The organism is Halomonas sp. BL6, from assembly GCF_006228115.1.
Lineage (GTDB): Bacteria > Pseudomonadota > Gammaproteobacteria > Pseudomonadales > Halomonadaceae > Vreelandella > Vreelandella piezotolerans.
On record NZ_VDGL01000003.1, the window covers coordinates 421,224 to 437,802 of the forward strand.

Consider the following 16,579-nt stretch of genomic DNA (forward strand, 5'->3'; position numbering starts at 1 on the left):
CTACTTTACCTAACCGAGGCAGACGATGGCGCAGAGCTCAACGAACGCGGCGTTATCGCCATGGAAAGTAGTGTCATTGGATAGCTTTCACACCCCTGAACGCACCCAGGCAAGCCAGTGGCGGCGCAGCTTTCGAGCAGCTACCACTTGGATGGTTGGCCGCGAAGCTTCCGAACGCCAAGCCAAACGAGAGAGCGAGCTACGCGCGCTGCCGGAGGTCAAATTGGCCCACTGGGCGCCCAGTATCGACTGGACACCCGCCGCGCGTGGTTTGGCCCAGTCACTGCAAGCCTATGATGAAGCGCCCATGGTGATGTTCGTTTCGCCACCTCATGGTGGACATGCAGCAGTGGTGCGGCACTGGGCCGCGCAGCGAAGCGTGGAGTGCCTTACTCCTCCTACGCTTCCCGAGCTGCTCGAGGGAAGTACCGTATGGCTCGATCATGTAGCCCCGCGCAAGCGCTGGGCCATCCCCGCCCTCGAGCGCCACTTTCTGCGTCACACCAACGGCTTGCAGGGCGTGCGTGAGCTGGTCGAGCGCTCCCTGAGCGGCCGAATGGGGCAGAGCGTGATTGGCTGCGATAGCTGGACGTATGCCTACTTACAGCACGCCGTAGGCCTTGAGGGCGTGCCGGTGCTCACCCTCCAAGGGCTCGAAGGTGAGCAGCTGGCCCACTATTTTGCCCACCACGTGGATCGAACGGTGCAGGTGTGCCCAACGGTGTACAGCACACGCACGGGGAGGCCGGTGCTCACGAGCGAAAGCGACGATAAGGCGGTTTACAGCGAACTGCAGCGATTGGCCGCGCACTGTCGCGGACATTTGGGCATTGCCTGGCACTACTGGCGCGAGCGGCTGCGAGAGCCATCGGAGGAGAATGCATCGGATGACGGCCAAGAGACGCGCAGCGACATGCAAGAGCTGTGGCTCCTTGATGCGTTGGCCGATGCCGAGCTACCGGCGGATACCGGCGACGTCGCTACCCTGCTGCTTCATACGCTGCTCATACACGGCGGGCTCGATGACCAAGCGTTGAGGTACGTGCTGCCGTTTTCCGATCATGAAGCGTTGAACGCACGATTCTCCTTGGCGCAACGCGGCATTCTGAGCGGTCAGGAGGGGCGTTGGCAGGTGGCGCCGCTGTGCTACGCCAGCGTACGACAATTGCTGGCGTCGCGTAATTATTTGGTAGATCCGCTTTAAGGAGCGTCGATGGACGATCAAGGGCAGTATGCCAAGTTATTTAATGAGCTCGATAGCCAAGCGCTAATCACGCTAGGCATTGTGGTGGGCAGTGCCATCGTATTGATCATTGCCAGCCAGCGCGGTCTCAACTGGCTGGCCAATCGGCTGCATGGTCAGGTGCGCTTTCGCGTCTTTGCGTTGGTACCGCTAACCCGCCTGATCATCCTCATCGTGGCACTGGCCATCGCTGTGCCGATCATCGTCGAGCCGTCGTTGCGTAATATGGTGACGCTGCTAGGTGCCATTGGCTTGGCCATTGGTTTTGCGATGAAAGATTATGTGAGTAGCCTGATTGCTGGCGTCGTCTCAGCGGTCGAGTTGCCATACCGCCCAGGGGACTGGGTCCGGATCGAAGACACTTATGGTGAAGTGAAACACGTGGGCATGCGTACGGTAGAAGTACAAACTCCTGATGACGATCTGGTCGCCGTGCCGCATTTGAAGCTCTGGGACACCGCGATTTACAACGCCAATAATGGTGGCACTAGCCTGCAGTGCGTGGCGAGTTTTTATCTTCACCCCGAGCACGAGGCGGGCTGGGTACGCAAGGCGCTTCGTGACGTGGCGCTGACCAGCGCTTATTTAAAATTCGATGAACCGATCATCGTGGTGGCCGAAGAAAAACCTTGGGGCACTCACTATCGCATCCGCGCGTATCCGGTGGATCCGCGTCAGCAATTTCTCTTCATCACCGATTTGACGGTGCGTGGCAAGGCGGTGCTGAGCGAGGCAGGCGTCACGCCCGCGCTCTTGCCCCCGGATGCAGCGCTCGATGCCCACGGTGCGGAAAGTCGATAATGACGGCTTCGACGCTCTATATTGGGTGGGACGTGGGCGGTTGGAATTGCGACCACAATCCCGCCAGCCGCGATGCGTTGGTGGTGTTGGATGACGCACTCCATGTGATCGGCACGCCTTGGCGAGGCAACCTCCGTGAGACGCTGAACGAGGCGACCTCGAGTCGTGATGTGATCCATCGGCTGCTGGCGCTTTGCCAGCACGTGGCCAGCGGCGATGAGCGGGTGATCATGGCCATCGATACGCCGTTGGCACTCCCTCAGGCGCTCCTAGCGCTCGCACGTGGAGAGGCGGTGGATAAACTGGGCCGCTCCCAAGAAAATCCTTACCTGTATCGGGAAACCGAGCGCTGGCTGTTCGCTCGGGGGATCACGCCGCTGTCTCCCATCAAAGACATGATCGGCAGTCAAGCCACGAAAGGCATGCACTTTCTAGCTCGCTTTGCCCCACACGTCGCGGCCTGCGGGCAGTGGCAATCGAAGGGGGGCGAGCTGTGTGCGGTGGAGGGGTATCCATCGCCCGCTAAACGATCGGCTGAATTTGCAGCGCTGCGTCGGCGCGTGTGCATGACTGAAGGGCTGCACGCCATGCTTCATCAACCAACGCCGAAGCAGCAGGATATCCAGGATGCCTGGCACTGTGCACTACTGGCGTGGAGCTTGGAGCATGCCAAAGGGTGTGTGGCTTGGCCGCCAGCAGAGATGCCAGCGGCGGAAGGGTGGATCTTCGTACCCAAAGATGCGTTAAGCGCCTAACGGCTCAAGCGCTCTCTTCCGGTAGCTCCGCGTTATGGAAGACGTTCTGTACGTCGTCCAGCTCGTTGAGCATATTGAGAAATTTCTCGAACATCGCCACGTCATCGCCTTCGATGGGCGTGGTGGTTTGCGGCAGGAACTGAATCTCGTCGACCTCGAAGTCGATCTCGCCGAACGCATCCAGCAAGGCCTGCTTGGCTTTGGCGTAATCGGTATGGGGAGCAAACACCGTAATACGACCTTCTTCCTGCTCGATATCGGTCACATCCACGTCGGCTTCCATTAGCGCCTCTAGGACGGCTTCTTCATCACTGCCGTTGAAGGAGAAAATAGCGCAGTGGTCGAACATGTGGCTGACGCTGCCTGGCGTGCCGATCTTGCTTTTGGTTTTGGTGAAGCAGCCGCGCACATCGCCAAAGGTACGGTTGGGATTGTCGGTCAGGCAGTCGACGATCACCATGGCGTTGCCAGGGCCAAAGCCTTCGTAGCGCGCCGGTGAAAAATCCTCACCGCCTGCGCCGCTGGCTTTATCCAGGGCCTTGTCGATCACGTGAGAGGGCACCTGGTCTTTCTTGGCGCGCTCCATCAAACCGCGCAGCGCAAGGTTGCCATTGGGATCCGTACCGCCCGCTTTGGCACAGACGTAAATTTCACGTCCATACTTGCTGTAAACCTTGGTTTTCGCAGCGGCCGTTTTGGCCATGGATTCCTTACGGTTTTGAAACGCCCTACCCATATTGAAGTCCTTCATTAGCCATGAAACGCCTGCATGGCAGGCGTCATCGTGTTCAAAAAGGAGAAAATTCTACCCAACAGCGTACCATGCTAACAGCGTTATTTAAGCGTGCGAGACGTTAATGCGTTGCGTCGAGACGTTACGACGACCGCTAAGATCAAGATAGGCGCTATACCTCTTCTGTCTGGCGTATACTGGCGGCTCATCGAGTGTTCCACGAATTCTTCAGGGAGGAGACCATGCCGCTGACACTATGGCTTTCATTGGCCGCTATTTGTGCGATGGGGGCCATGTCGCCCGGGCCGAGCTTGGCGTTGGTGCTGCGTCATACCTTGGGCGGTGGCCGCGTGCCAGGCATCACGGCGGCTATTTTTCACGCCTTCGGCGTTGGGGTCTACGCGCTGCTGACGGTATTGGGGTTAGGCGCGCTGGTGGTGCGTTTTCCCGAATTGTTTCAGTTGATTACATGGTGCGGCGCGGCGTATTTGGCGTGGCTGGGTATCAAGGCGCTGCGCGCTGGCCGTAGCGGTGCGCTCTCGCCGAGTGCCGTGGCCACGACGCCGCAGCAAGCCGCCAAGGAAGCCGTACTGGTGGCCCTGGGCAATCCCAAGCTGATCATCTTTTTCGTCGCGCTATTGAGCCAGTTCGTGACGCCGGAGATGTCCTTGCTTGCCAAGGCGATCATCGTGGCCACGGCGATTATCATCGATGGTGGCTGGTACGTGCTGGTCGCCGTTGGGCTGTCTCACTCACGGGTATTGCCCTGGCTGCAACGCCACGCGCACTGGATCAATCGGATGACTGGCGTATTGCTGATCGCGCTGGCGCTGCGGGTGGCGGCGGGGCCGATCCTTTGATCACGAGGCTGGTGTCGCCAACGTTGCCGTGGCAAGGTAAAGCGTATGCTGGCAAAGGCATTTTAGAGGCCTGGCGATGACGATTTACGAGCAGGATTGTTATACCCATCAAGGTAAGCCCTTCAATCTGCGCGCTTTGCGTGGGCAGGTATTATTGGTGGTCAATGTGGCCAGCCAGTGCGGTTTTACGCCGCAGTTGAAAGAGCTCGAGGGGCTGTACCAGCGTTACCGGGATCGTGGATTTACCGTGTTGGGCTTCCCCTGTAACCAGTTTGGCCGCCAGTCACCAGAGAGCGCCGAGGCATTTTGTGCCTTCGGAGAGCAGCAGTTTGGCGTGAGTTTCCCGCTCATGGAGAAAGTGAAGGTCAACGGCGCCGATGCCCACCCGCTGTTCGCACAGCTCAAGCAAGAAGCGCCGGGGGTATTGGGTACCAAGGCCGTAAAGTGGAACTTTACCAAGTTCCTCGTTGGCCGAGATGGCAAAGTAATTGCTCGTTTTGGTCCTAGGGATCGCGGTCTCACGCTACGTTTGGCCCTCGAGGCTGCCCTCGACAAAGAGTAGGCCTAGACGTCCCCGCGAAAGACCATGAGACGCTGCATCAGTTCGTTCCAACGGTGGCGTACCATCATGGTCGTCAGCCCCGAAAAGAGCGCCCAGCTTTTGCGCCGCCAACCAGTGAGTTTCATGTTGTGGTTCACGAGCTGCTTCATCAGCTTGTAATCGTCGAACTTTCGCCACTCGCTGGCGACGGAAAGCTGGTGACGTGACATGACGGGTGCTAGCTCCAGGCGCAGCACCCATTCCAGCTCCTTGAGTGACATCGCGTGCTGCTCGATCACTTCGATCATATGGGCGTAGTCGCGCTCGCTGGGCTCACGATCGAGCCAGAGAGGGGCAAGGGCCAGCCATAAATCGCCTCGCTCATCGACTAGCTGCTGTGCATTCATCCAAGATCCCGTCGGCAAGTGGTGGGCAGGGCGCTATCGTGCCCCGAATGGCGGATAAGCTCAAGAGCGGACAGGGCGCGCCGAGACCGCTAGAATACCCTCATTGGTAACTCGGCACCCGCCGTGCCGAATGCGATACTCATCTGATGAAGGGGTCCAACGTGATCATTAAACCGAAAGTGCGCGGCTTTATCTGCACCACCACCCATCCGAAAGGCTGCGAGCAGAACGTGCTCGAGCAAATCGAGGCGACCCGCGCCCGTGGTTTGGATAAACGCCAAGGCCCGAAGAAAGTGCTCGTAATCGGTGCCTCTAGCGGCTACGGCCTAGCGGCACGTATCACCGCCGCCTTTGGTTACGGCGCCGATACCTTGGGCGTGTTTTTCGAAAAGCCGGGCACCGAGAAGAAGCCGGGCACCGCAGGCTGGTACAACAGCGCCGCGTTCGACAAGTTTGCCAAGCAGGAAGGCCTGTACAGCAAATCCATCAACGGTGACGCGTTCTCCCATGAAGCGCGCGACAAAGCCATCGAGCTGATCAAGCAGGATATGGGCGAAATCGATCTCGTGGTCTACTCGCTGGCCTCCCCAGTGCGCAAGCTGCCCGACAGCGGCGAGCTGAAGCGCTCTAGCCTGAAGCCGATTGGCGAGACTTACCGCGCCACGGCGATCGACACCAACAAGGACGCTATCATCGAAGCCGAAGTAGAACCGGCGACTCAGGAGGAGATCGACGACACCATTACCGTCATGGGTGGCGAAGATTGGGAACTTTGGATGAGTGCGCTAGATGATGCGGGCGTGTTGGCCAAAGGCGCGCGCAGCGTGGCGTTTAGCTATATCGGTACCGAAATCACGTGGCCGATTTACTGGCACGGTGCTCTGGGTAAAGCCAAAGAGGACCTGGATCGCGCGGCTGCGGCCATCGATGCCAAACTCAAAGAGAGCGGGGGCGGTGCCAACGTCGCCGTTCTGAAGTCCGTGGTCACTCAGGCCAGTGCTGCGATCCCGGTGATGCCGCTGTATATCGCCATGGTTTACCGCATCATGAAAGAGCAGGGCCTGCACGAAGGCACCATCGACCAGTTGAACCGCCTGTTCGGCGAGCGTCTTTATTCCGGTGAGCCGGGCGACATGGTCACTGACGATCAGGGGCGCTTGCGGTTGGACGACTGGGAGCTGCGCGAGGACGTTCAAAAAGCCTGCCAAGACCTCTGGCCGGAAGTCACGACGGACAACCTCTTCGACATTACCGACTATGCTGGTTATAAGCATGAGTTTTTGAAGCTGTTTGGCTTCGAGCGTGACGACGTGGACTACGATGCCGATGTGAACCCCGAGGTCGAGTTCGATGTCGTAACGTTATAAGCGCAGCGCGACGGGCAGCGCACGCCGACGCGCTATGAATCATCGACCGGACTGGATGAGGTGCTGTATGGATACCCGAGAAAGCAAAACCCCGGAAGAAGAGAAAGAGCACGTGCTGAGCGAACGCGTCCCCGAGGACTTCGAAACCTCGCAACCCCAGCAGCAGCCCGAAGCGAGAAAACCCGCCAATGGTCTCCATAAGATGCTGCCATTGGTCATCGTGGTGATGGGTATCATCGTCGCGGGTATCGTGCTGTTGGGGTTGGGCAATAGCGGCGGCTAACGGCTACGCTATTGTGAGATATTGTAAAAGACATCGCCGGGCTACATGGCCCGGCGATTTGCGTTTGAGCCCCTGGCGTGGCGCGCTGAGAAATACCCAGAGTAAACATGTCAATTTGATGTTTGTAATCTTTTGCGCCTATTTCCTGCTAAAAGACCGTTAATTTAAGTACAACGTTGTCGATTTTTGCCTTTTCGCTTTGCATTTATGCGCGCTGGTTCACTAGTTTGCAAAGTGTACTTCAGTACAGAAGTGCTTTGGGAAAAGTGCTTTAGGAAATTAGGTACTTCAGCGAAAGGAGCAAAGGTATGAAACGGACAGCACTCGCAGTCGCCATTGGAATGGTATGTGCCAGCTTCTCAGGCGTCGCCTTGGCACAAAATGATGACCAAACAGACCCATCAACCGCCAGGGACATGTCGCAACAGCGACAGAACGAGGTGGCCGAGCAGCAGCGTCGAGATGGCCAGACCCAAGATGGCAGCGAAACGATGGACGTCACGGTCGATCAAGCGCCAGCGGACGTGCAGGTTCAGCAGGAGTCTCCCAACATCAAAGTGGAGCAGTCCAAGCCCGATGTCACTATCGAGCAGCCTAAACCTGAAGTGACCATCGAGCAGCCGGAACCAGACGTGACGGTCGAAGAAGCAGAGCCGAACGTGACGGTCGAGCAGCAGGGCGAGCCCGATGTCTCCATCGAGCAGGCCGATAATGCTGAGGTAGAGGTAAACCGGGCCGAGGACGAGCGTGATGGCTCACAGCAGTCAGCTCAGCAAAACCAAAATCAAAGCCAACAAGTAGTGCGAGAAGACGTTCAGCAGGACGAGCAGGGTCATTCGCTGATGTCGGAGCGCGCACGTGATCTGGAGGGCATGACCGTCGTTAACCAGCAGGGAGACGAAGTGGGTGACATCCAGCACATTGCGCGTCATCAAGAGAGCGGTGAGCTATTCGCGATTGTCGCGATTGGCGGTTTTTGGGGTTTTGGTGCAAGTGATGTCGCGCTTCCCGTCAAAGAGATGCAGCGTGAAGAGGACCAACTGGTCGTCAATACCGATTATGGTAGCGAGGAGATCGAGGCCTCTGCGGACGAATATCGCGAAAGCGATTACCAAATCATCGATAACCAGACGGCGCTCTCAGACGCCGAAGAGAATGCCTAACGTGACTTCGCTACACCCCTGCGACGCCTTTTTTTAGATAGCGACAGCAGGCGCTGCCTTCATTGGCACAATTGGGTAAGATGTCGTTTACACCCACGACCCAGTTAGCCAGCGGCGGTTTTCATGCAGCGCGATAGGCAGCATAGCGAAGTCACATGCATTCCAATACGTTAACGCCACCTAGCCACCGCAGGCGGGTGGCGTTTGTGTTGCTTCCCGGGTTTTCTCTGTTGGCTCACGCCAGCGCTATCGAACCGCTACAGATGGCCAATCAGCTTAGCGGTCACATGCTCTATCATACCGTGACCCTCAGTTTGGATGACGAGCCCGTGCGCAGCGGCGCGCAGCTTTCGCTCCTGGCGCAGCACACGCTGAGCGCACCCCTTGGGCCGATGGATCTGCTTTTCATATGTGCACCGACGCCACTTCCCTACGCACTACCCGCAAAGCTGAATGAGTGGCTGCGTAGTCACCAAGGGCGAGGCGTCGCCTTTGGGGGGCTGGCGGGCGGCACCGAAGTATTGGCCCGTTGTGGTCTGCTGGAGGGCTACCGCGCGACGCTTCCTTGGCAGCGTTTTGACGCCTTTGCCCAGGCGTACCCTCAAGTCACACTCTCACAGCAGCTGTTCGAAATCGATCGCGACCGCCTGACCTGCGCAGGCGGCACCGCCGCGATGGACATGATGCTTACGCTGATTGGTAAGCATCACGGTCCGCGCTTGGCCGAGCAGGTCTCCGAACAGTTCGTCTGCGACCGTATTCGACTGGCCGATGAGCGCCAGCACGTACCTTTGCGCAGCCGTTTGGGGCATGCGCCACAAAGTCTCGTGGATGCGGTGACGCTGATGGAGGCCAATATCGAAGAGCCGCTCTCGACGTTGGAACTCTCTGAGCATCTGGGAATTTCCAGGCGGCAGTTAGAGCGGCTATTCAAGAAGTACTTACAGGCAGTGCCCAGTCGCTACTACCTGGATTTACGTTTACAGGAAGCACGCAAGCAGCTGCGTGAGAGCGACCGGGCGGTGGGCGAGATTGCCTTTGCCACCGGATTTTCGTCGGGTGCACACTTCTCGACGGCTTATCGCCACCACTTTGGCATGACGCCCCGAGAAGAGCGTCTTGGGTAACGCACTATGTCAGGGTGTCCACAATGCCGCCCTCGACACGCAGTGCGGCGCCGGTCGTGGCACTTGCCTGGGGCGAAGCAGCATAGACGCTCATATGGGCGACTTCTTCAGGAGTGGCCAAACGCTGAATGATCGACGACGGACGGTTCTCTCGAACGAAACGCGCTTCGACATCCTGTTGTGAGGTGCCCTCTTGCTGAGCGATATCGCTGAGCATGTTCAATACACCCTCCGAGCGTGTGGGCCCTGGCAGAATGGCATTGACCGTCACCTGAGAGCCGCTCAATACTTTCGCCAGGCCGCGTGAAATGGACAGCAATGCAGACTTCGTCATTCCGTAGTGGACCATTTCGCTGGGAATGTTGATACCAGATTCGCTTGATACGAACTGAATGCGTCCCCAATCGCGCTCGCGCATGCCTTTGGCGTAATGGCGTGACAAGCGAACGGCGCTCATGATGTTAACATCGAAAAACTGTTGCCAAGTGGCGTCATCCACGTCGAAAAAGTCTTGCGGGCCGAATATCCCGACATTGTTAATGAGGATGTCGGTATCGGGCTGCTGGTCGATCAACGTCTGACACCCTTCTGCAGTACCCAAATCGGCAGCCACCCCGGTGACGCGAGCTTGTGGGTAGCGCTTTTTGACCGCCTCGATGGCGTCATCCAGCCGTTGCTGCGTTCGCCCAGTAATGACGATGTCGGCCCCTGCGTGAGCCAATCCTTCTGCAATGGCATAGCCGATACCAGCGGTGGATCCCGTGATAATGGCACGTTTGCCGCTCAGATCGATCTTCATGATTACGCTCCTTGGGTCAAAAATATCCGTACTGCGCCATAAAGCGCGGGTCATTACCCTTTACTCACTATGGGGGGCTTCGGCCATTCTTCAAGGTGATACGATCAACGGCAGGCGCACGTCGCTATTCGTAATTTACCGTCCCAATACTGAAAGCAGGGCGCCCATTGCCCCCCGTATACTGAATCCACTGTTTACTCCACTGGAGGTATCGTTCCATGAGCCACACCCCGAACCGTCAAGACTTCGACCACTACATGGCGCCCAACTACGCGCCGCAGCAGATTATTCCGGTACGTGGTGAAGGCAGCCGCTTGTGGGACCAAGAAGGCCGCGAGTACATCGATTTCGCTGGCGGTATTGCGGTGAACTCCCTGGGTCACTGCCATCCGGTGCTGGTCAACGCGTTAAAAGAGCAGGGCGAAAAGCTTTGGCATCTTTCCAACGTATTCACCAACGAACCGGCGTTAAAGCTGGCCAAAACTCTCACCGAGCGCACGTTCGCCGATAAAGTGTTCCTGTGCTCCTCTGGCGGTGAAGCCAACGAAGCCGCATTAAAGCTGGCCCGCCGCTGGGCGGTCGACCACTACGGTGAGCACAAAGACAAAATCATCTCGTTCTACCAATCGTTCCATGGCCGCACCTTCTTTACCGTCAGTGTCGGCGGCCAGCCCAAGTACTCCCAAGGCTTTGGCCCAGTACCGGGCGGCATTCTGCACGCCAACTTCAACGACCTGGAGAGCGTGCGCAAGCTCGTGGGCGACGATACCTGCGCCATCATGGTCGAGCCGATGCAGGGCGAAGGCGGCATCGTACCCGCCACTCAGGAATTCTTGCAGGGCCTGCGCGATCTGTGTGACGAGCACAATGCGCTGCTGATTTTCGATGAAGTGCAAACCGGTGTTGGCCGTAGCGGCGAGCTGTATGCTTATAAAAATTTTGGCATCACGCCAGACATACTCACCAGCGCCAAATCGCTGGGTGGCGGCTTCCCGATTGGCGCCACGCTGACCACCGATGCCATTGCCAAGTCGCTGGCCATCGGTACCCACGGCTCTACCTACGGCGGCAACGCGCTGGCCTCTGCGGTGGCGCTGGCGGCGGTCGAGTTCATCGATACGCCCGAGGTGCTGCAGGGGGTCAAACATCGTCACGATCTGTTCCGCGAGCATCTGGAAACCATCAACCGCAAACACGGCGTTTTCAAAGAGATCCGCGGCATGGGCATGCTGATGGGGGCCCAGATGTCGGACGCTTTCGAAGGCCGCGCCAAAGATATTCTGCCGTTGGCGATCGAAGAGGGCGTGATGGCGCTGATTGCAGGCCCCAACGTGCTGCGTATGGCGCCCTCGCTGGTGATTCCCGAGGAAGACATCGCCGAGGGCATGGCGCGTCTCGAGCGTGCCATCGAGCGACTTGTCGCTAGCGCATGAGTCAGGCGCAAGTCACACAAGAGGGGGCGTTAACTATGTTGGTAATCCGACCGGTCACGCTGGCTGACCTTCCCGCCTTGGAGCAATTGGCAGAGCATGCGGTGCCTCGGCTTACCAACCTGCCCGCCAATCGGGATCGCCTCGAGGAGCGCATCGTGCGCTCCCAAGAAGCATTCGAGAGCGAGATCGAGTACCCCGGTAACGAGCACTATATGTTCGTGCTGGCGGACGATAGCCGCAACGAGGTGCTGGGGACGGCCACCATCCGCGCCCAGGCGGGGGCTGCCGAGGCCTACTACACCTACCGCCAAGAGACGCTGATTCACGCATCGCAGCAGCTCAACGTGCGCCGTGAGGTGCAAACACTGGCGCTCTCTCATGAAGCCTCGGATGCCACACTGCTCTGTGCACTGTCGCTCGACCCGCGCTACAAGGGCACCAGCGCCGAGAGCCTTCTGCGCCGGGCGCGGCTGATGTTTATTGCCCAGTACCCGGAGCGTTTCTCGCGGATATTAGCGGTGGCTTTCCCCGGCTATTTGGATAGCCAGAACGAGTCCCCCTTTTGGGAGAGCGTGGGCCGCCACTTTTTTGCCCGCAGCTTCCAAGAAATGAATCACATAGCGGGCGTGCGCTCAAAGAGCTTCATTGCCGAGGTGATGCCGCAGTTTCCGCTCTATTTGCCACTGCTCACGCCCCAGGCCCGTGCTGCCATTGGCCGCGAGCATCCTGCCCATGAAGAGGCGCTGGGCGAAATGCTGGCCGAAGGGTTCGTGCGCTCCCGACACGTGGATATTTTCGATGCAGGCCCCATCGTCAAAGCCGAGCGCGAGCGCCTGGAAACCTTCCGCCGCGCCGCCTGGCACCCGGTACGGATACGCCCCGAGCACGCGCTACCCGATGCCGAACCGGCGATGATTGCCAACCAAACGCTGAGTGATTTCCGATGCATCGTCGCGCGCTACGCGCTCTCGCCCACGGGGCAGCTGATGCTCTCGCCGCAGCATGCCGCGCGTTTGGGCGTCGAAGAGGGACGGGCGGTGCTGGCCGCGCCGCTGAGTCTGCCCAGCGCCGTGGACGCGCTCGATGAAGGAGAGATGTAATGCGCATTCGACCCATTGCCCGTGATGATCTGGATGGGCTCCAGGCACTTGCGCAGCAGGCAGGCGTTGGTTTTACCTCCTTGCCGGATAACCGCGAGTTTTTGGCCGGTAAAATCGAGTCCGCCGCCCGCGCCTTCGAAGAGCGCACGCCGGTAGACGACCGTCTCTACTTCTTCGTATTGGAAGATGAGACTAATGGTGAACTGGCGGGCTGCTGTGCCATTGAGGGCCAAGTAGGGCGGGAAGTGCCGTTCTATAACTACCGGTTGGGTACGCTGGCGCACTCGTCGGTACAGCTCGATCTGCATCGCACCATCGACACGCTATTCTTGAGCTCCGACCACACCGGCGACGCCGAAGTGTGTTCGCTGTTTCTGCGTCCGGAGTATCGCGGCGAGGCCAACAAGCACCTGCGTAACGGGGCGCTGCTTTCCAAAGCGCGCTGGCTGTTCATTGCCCAGTTTCGCGACCGCTTTCCGCAGAAAGTGCTGGCCGAGATGCGCGGCGTGTTCGACGAGAACAACGTTAGTCCCTTCTGGGAGAGCCTGGGGAAACACTTCTTCCCCATGGATTTCAACGAAGCCGACCGCTTGACCGGCCTGGGCCAGAAGAGCTTCATCGGCGAGCTGATGCCCAAGTTCCCGATCTACACCACTTTTATGTCGGAAGAGGCGCGGGGGTGTATTGGTCAGGTGCACCGGCACACCCGACCGGCATTAGAAATGCTCAAAAAAGAGGGGCTGCGCTGGGAAGGCTATATCGACATCTTCGACGGTGGCCCTACGGTAGAAGCCTACATCGATGACGTGCGGGCGATTCGCAACTCCCAGCTTTATCAGGTGGAAGTGTCACCTAACGCGCCGCAAGAGAGCGTTAGCCGCTGGTTGGCGGCATCTACCCAGATGCTGAACTTTACCGCGAGCTGGATCGGCCGTGGCCCTGCCGACAGTAGCACGATCGTGCTCACCCCCGATGAGGCCGATCGGCTAGGGGTTTCCACCGGCGACGTCGTTCGCCTGCTGGAAACCTAACATGAACGCCTGGAACGTCCCTCTACCCGTGCGAACGACGACAAAAATTCAGTAAAGGAGAGCATGATGCACACCGAGAACATGCATGCCCAGCAGCAACAACTGATCAACGGCACTTGGGTCGTCGGCAACGCCGAGCCTTTTACCAAGCATGATCCGGTGGCGGGTATGCTGCTTTGGCAAGGAGCGGCAGCTTCCAGCAGCCAAGTCGGCGCTGCGGTGGAGGCGGCGCGAGCGGCATTCCCGGCCTGGGCACGTACGCCTTTTGCTGAGCGTCAGGCGCTGGTTGAGCGGTTTGTCGAGGTCGTCACCGCTCGACGAGAAGACTTAGCTATTGCCATTGCCTCGGAAACCGGCAAACCGCTGTGGGAAGCCCGCACCGAAGCAGGTGCGATGATTGGTAAAATCGCGCTCTCCATCAAGGCGTACCACGAGCGCACCGGGGAGCGTGAAAAAGCCGTCGGCAGTGCCAAAGCGGTCCTTCGTCATCGCCCCCACGGCGTCATGGCAGTATTTGGCCCCTATAACTTCCCTGGCCACCTGCCCAATGGCCATATGGTGCCTGCGCTGCTGGCGGGTAACACCGTGGTGTTCAAGCCCAGCGACCAAACCCCGCTCACCGCGGATCTCACCCTGCAGTGCTGGATAGAAGCCGGGCTGCCTGCTGGGGTGATCAACCTCGTGCAGGGCGGTGTGGCCGTGGGACAGGCGCTCTCTGCCCACCCCGGTATCGACGGTCTGCTGTTTACCGGCAGTGCCAAAGTGGGTGGCATGCTGCAGCAGCAGTTTGCCGGGCAGCTGGATAAAATCCTCGCGCTGGAATTAGGCGGCAACAATCCGCTGGTGGTGAAGGATGTGGAGGATGAGCGCGCTGCCGTGCTGACGATTCTCCAGTCGGCGTTTCTCTCAGGGGGGCAGCGCTGCACTTGCGCCCGCCGCTTGATTGTGCCCCAGGGGGAGGTGGGCGACCACCTCATCGATGCGCTTTCGGATGCCATCGCCAAGCTGCACGTGGCGGGGCAGTTCGACGAGGAGCCTGCGCCGTTCTATGGCGGCTTGGTCAGCGTTGTCGCCGCCGATGGCCTGCTCAAGGCGCAGGATGAACTGGAAGCCATGGGCGGCACGGTGATCAATCGTATGCAGCGCCTCAAAGAGGGCACTAGCTTGCTCAGCCCCGCGCTGATCGACGTGACGGGGTTGAACGTGCCCGACGAGGAGCACTTCGGCCCGCTGCTGAAAGTCCATCGCTATACGGATTGGGATGAGGCGCTTGCCCTGGCCAACGACACCCGCTATGGCCTGTCGGCTGGGTTGATCGGGGGCGAGCAGGCGGATTGGGACGACTTCCTGCTGCGTATCCGCGCCGGTATCGTCAACTGGAACCGCCAGACCACCGGTGCCTCGGGCGATGCGCCCTTCGGCGGCGTGGGCGACAGCGGCAACCACCGCCCCAGTGCCTACTACGCCGCAGACTACTGCGCTTACCCGGTCGCCTCCATGGAGGCCGAAAGCCTGGAAATGCCCGAAACCCTGCCACCGGGAGTCCATCTATGAGCCTGAACAGCATCCGGGAAGTCAACTTCGATGGCTTGGTAGGGCTGACCCACAACTACTCGGGGCTTGCCCACGGCAACGTGGCCTCCATGAGCCACGGCGGCTTGGTTTCGAACCCCAAAGAGGGGGCGCTGCAGGGGCTGGCCAAGATGAAATCGCTGATGGACGCGGGCTACGCCCAGGGCGTTTTGCCTCCTCAGCAGCGCCCCGATTTGGGCGCGCTGCGCGACTTGGGCTTCACCGGCAGCGACCGTGAGATGCTGGCACGTGCCGCGACACAAGACCCTCAACTTTTGCGAGCCGTGTGCTCGGCGTCCAGCATGTGGACCGCCAACGCGGGCACCATTACGCCTAGCGTGGATGCACCCGATGGTCGGATGCACATTACCCCGGCCAACCTGCAGTCGAGTTTCCACCGCTACCTGGAGCCGCGCACCACGGGGCGCGTGCTCCAGGCGATTTTCCGCGATGAGCAGCACTTCGCCCACCACCCGGTGCTGCCCGCCACCCCCGCGTTTTCCGATGAAGGGGCGGCCAACCACACCCGGCTGTGCGGTGAGTATGGCGAGCCCGGCGTGCACCTGTTCGTGTATGGCCGACAGGCGTTTGGCGGCGGGCGGAACGAGCCCAAGCGTTATCCGGCCCGGCAAACGCTGGAAGCCAGCCAGGCGGTGGCCCGCCAGCACGGGCTGAGCGACGCCCAGACCGTATTTGCTCAGCAGCATCCCGAGGCCATCGATGCCGGGGTGTTCCACAACGATGTGATTGCCGTGGGCAACGGCCCGGTGCTGCTCTACCACGAAATGGCATTTCTTGATGAAGAGCACACGCTTAACGAGCTGCGCGCCAAGATGAGCACGCCGCTGATTCCTGTCCGGGTGCCGGTGGAAGCGGTGAGCATGGAAGACGCGGTAGCGTCGTACCTGTTCAACTCGCAACTGCTCTCCAACCCGGATGGCACCATGACCCTAGTGGTGCCCAGCGAGTGCCAGGAGCGGGAATCCGTGTGGCGCACGCTGAAGGACTTCATCCTGGCAGGCAATAACCCCATTGGCGAAGTGATCGTCAAGGACGTGAAGCAGAGCATGCGCAACGGCGGTGGCCCCGCCTGCCTGCGTTTGCGCGTGGTGCTCAGCGAGGCCGAGCGGGCTGCCCTCAGCGGTCGGGTACTGCTCGATGATGCGCTTTACGACGACCTCACCGCCTGGGTGAGCCGCCACTACCGCGACCGCCTCGCCACCGACGACCTGGCCGATCCGCAGCTCGCGACGGAGGTGCTCACCGCGCTGGATGAGCTGACGCAGCTGCTGAACATTGGCTCGGTGTATCCCTTCCAGTTGGGGTAACGGTTGCAGGTCCTTCATCCACCTTTTGTCGGCGAT

Annotated in this window: 17 protein-coding genes; 14 read left to right on the forward strand and 3 right to left on the reverse strand. The window is 59.5% G+C overall.

Annotation, left to right across the window (positions count from 1 at the left end; genetic code table 11):
• The first annotated feature begins 25 nt into the window (after positions 1-25).
• The 3 genes from FHJ80_RS08655 to FHJ80_RS08665 are packed head-to-tail and all read left to right on the forward strand — an operon-like array spanning position 26 to position 2,799.
• Positions 26-1,204 (forward strand): hypothetical protein, encoded by a 1,179-nt coding sequence (locus FHJ80_RS08655; RefSeq protein ID WP_139526605.1) that lies wholly within the window; start codon positions 26-28, stop codon positions 1,202-1,204.
• A gap of 9 nt (positions 1,205-1,213) precedes the next feature.
• The gene (locus FHJ80_RS08660) at positions 1,214-2,044 is read left to right on the forward strand and encodes a mechanosensitive ion channel family protein (RefSeq protein WP_139526606.1); all 831 of its coding nucleotides are present in this window, start codon (positions 1,214-1,216) and stop codon (positions 2,042-2,044) included.
• Positions 2,044-2,799, forward strand: coding sequence for a DUF429 domain-containing protein (locus FHJ80_RS08665; protein WP_176558230.1), 756 nt, complete (start codon positions 2,044-2,046; stop codon positions 2,797-2,799). The genes FHJ80_RS08660 and FHJ80_RS08665 overlap by 1 nt, the downstream gene beginning before the upstream one ends.
• A gap of 4 nt (positions 2,800-2,803) precedes the next feature.
• Here FHJ80_RS08665 and FHJ80_RS08670 read toward each other — a convergent pair whose 3' ends face one another.
• Complete coding sequence (locus FHJ80_RS08670; RefSeq protein ID WP_139526911.1) at positions 2,804-3,535, reverse strand: YebC/PmpR family DNA-binding transcriptional regulator; 732 nt, start codon at positions 3,533-3,535, stop codon at positions 2,804-2,806.
• Positions 3,536-3,774: 239 nt separating this feature from the next.
• Here FHJ80_RS08670 and FHJ80_RS08675 point away from each other — a divergent pair, with 239 nt between their 5' ends.
• Together FHJ80_RS08675 and FHJ80_RS08680 are read left to right on the forward strand one after the other, a co-directional pair.
• Complete coding sequence (locus FHJ80_RS08675) at positions 3,775-4,392, forward strand: LysE family translocator (protein ID WP_139526607.1); 618 nt, start codon at positions 3,775-3,777, stop codon at positions 4,390-4,392.
• Positions 4,393-4,468: 76 nt separating this feature from the next.
• Positions 4,469-4,954: a glutathione peroxidase gene (locus tag FHJ80_RS08680; RefSeq protein ID WP_139526608.1), complete on the forward strand. Its 486-nt coding sequence runs from the start codon at positions 4,469-4,471 to the stop codon at positions 4,952-4,954.
• 2 nt (positions 4,955-4,956) lie between these two features.
• Here the strand turns inward: FHJ80_RS08680 and FHJ80_RS08685 are convergent, their stop codons facing one another.
• Positions 4,957-5,340: a hypothetical protein gene (locus FHJ80_RS08685; RefSeq protein WP_139526609.1), complete on the reverse strand. Its 384-nt coding sequence runs from the start codon at positions 5,338-5,340 to the stop codon at positions 4,957-4,959.
• A gap of 161 nt (positions 5,341-5,501) precedes the next feature.
• Between FHJ80_RS08685 and fabV the strand changes: the two genes are divergently transcribed.
• From fabV to FHJ80_RS08705, 4 genes are all read left to right on the forward strand, one after another.
• Positions 5,502-6,707, forward strand: a complete 1,206-nt coding sequence (fabV, locus tag FHJ80_RS08690; protein ID WP_139526610.1) for an enoyl-ACP reductase FabV — start codon at positions 5,502-5,504, stop codon at positions 6,705-6,707.
• 67 nt (positions 6,708-6,774) lie between these two features.
• Positions 6,775-6,990, forward strand: coding sequence for a hypothetical protein (locus FHJ80_RS08695; protein WP_139526611.1), 216 nt, complete (start codon positions 6,775-6,777; stop codon positions 6,988-6,990).
• 308 nt (positions 6,991-7,298) lie between these two features.
• Complete coding sequence (locus FHJ80_RS08700; RefSeq protein ID WP_139526612.1) at positions 7,299-8,153, forward strand: PRC-barrel domain-containing protein; 855 nt, start codon at positions 7,299-7,301, stop codon at positions 8,151-8,153.
• Positions 8,154-8,308: 155 nt separating this feature from the next.
• A complete protein-coding gene (locus FHJ80_RS08705) occupies positions 8,309-9,280 on the forward strand; it encodes a GlxA family transcriptional regulator (RefSeq protein ID WP_176558231.1) in 972 nt (323 codons plus the stop codon).
• Between the two features lie 4 nt (positions 9,281-9,284).
• On the opposite strand, the gene FHJ80_RS08710 is transcribed toward FHJ80_RS08705, so the two are convergent.
• Positions 9,285-10,079 (reverse strand): SDR family NAD(P)-dependent oxidoreductase, encoded by a 795-nt coding sequence (locus FHJ80_RS08710; RefSeq protein WP_139526613.1) that lies wholly within the window; start codon positions 10,077-10,079, stop codon positions 9,285-9,287.
• Between the two features lie 218 nt (positions 10,080-10,297).
• On the opposite strand from FHJ80_RS08710, the gene FHJ80_RS08715 reads away from it, so the two are divergent.
• The 5 genes from FHJ80_RS08715 (at position 10,298) to astB (ending at position 16,543) form a co-directional block, all read left to right on the forward strand.
• Positions 10,298-11,512 (forward strand): aspartate aminotransferase family protein, encoded by a 1,215-nt coding sequence (locus FHJ80_RS08715; RefSeq protein ID WP_139526614.1) that lies wholly within the window; start codon positions 10,298-10,300, stop codon positions 11,510-11,512.
• A 35-nt stretch (positions 11,513-11,547) separates the two neighbouring features.
• Positions 11,548-12,612: an arginine N-succinyltransferase gene (locus FHJ80_RS08720; protein ID WP_139526615.1), complete on the forward strand. Its 1,065-nt coding sequence runs from the start codon at positions 11,548-11,550 to the stop codon at positions 12,610-12,612.
• The gene (astA, locus tag FHJ80_RS08725) at positions 12,612-13,643 is read left to right on the forward strand and encodes an arginine N-succinyltransferase (protein WP_139526616.1); all 1,032 of its coding nucleotides are present in this window, start codon (positions 12,612-12,614) and stop codon (positions 13,641-13,643) included. The genes FHJ80_RS08720 and astA overlap by 1 nt, the downstream gene beginning before the upstream one ends.
• Before the next feature lie 81 nt (positions 13,644-13,724).
• Entirely contained in the window at positions 13,725-15,197 is a 1,473-nt protein-coding gene (astD, locus tag FHJ80_RS08730; RefSeq protein WP_139526915.1) for a succinylglutamate-semialdehyde dehydrogenase, read from the forward strand.
• Positions 15,194-16,543 (forward strand): N-succinylarginine dihydrolase, encoded by a 1,350-nt coding sequence (astB, locus tag FHJ80_RS08735; RefSeq protein ID WP_139526617.1) that lies wholly within the window; start codon positions 15,194-15,196, stop codon positions 16,541-16,543. Before astD ends, astB begins: the two co-directional genes overlap by 4 nt.
• The last annotated feature ends 36 nt before the right edge of the window (positions 16,544-16,579 follow it).